We start from the raw sequence: 365 nt of genomic DNA, 5'->3' as shown, positions 1-365 counted from the left end.
CTGAAGATACTTAGGATTTTCTATAAATTGTCCACAACTTGAGATACAAAATTCTTTAATTCCTAAATCTAAACCTATCTGATTATTAGTATTTTCAAGTGCTTCAATATCTATATCAGTACAGCATAGTGATACATAATATTTACCACTTGGTTCTTTGGATACAGTAGCATTAAGTATTCTCCCTTGAGGTACTTGTTTATCCCTCACTTTAACCATACCAAGTTTAGGTAATTTTATATATTGACTAAAGTACATAATATTTCCATTTGTAAAGTTCGTTCTATGTGAAAATCTATTAGTTTTCTTTGATTTAAATTTAGGAAATCCTGCATTTTCTTTAAAGAATTTTTTATATGCGTTTT

At 27.4% G+C, this 365-nt stretch carries 1 pseudogene; it reads right to left on the bottom strand.

Annotated elements, in window-relative coordinates:
* Positions 1-365, bottom strand: a pseudogene (locus KGF52_RS21225) (IS200/IS605 family element RNA-guided endonuclease TnpB); the annotation flags it as partial.

This window comes from Clostridioides sp. ZZV15-6597 (assembly GCF_020657815.1).
Lineage (GTDB): Bacteria > Bacillota > Clostridia > Peptostreptococcales > Peptostreptococcaceae > Clostridioides.
Note: the sequence above shows the minus strand (reverse complement) of the source record. Positions and strands in the feature narration are given on the sequence as shown.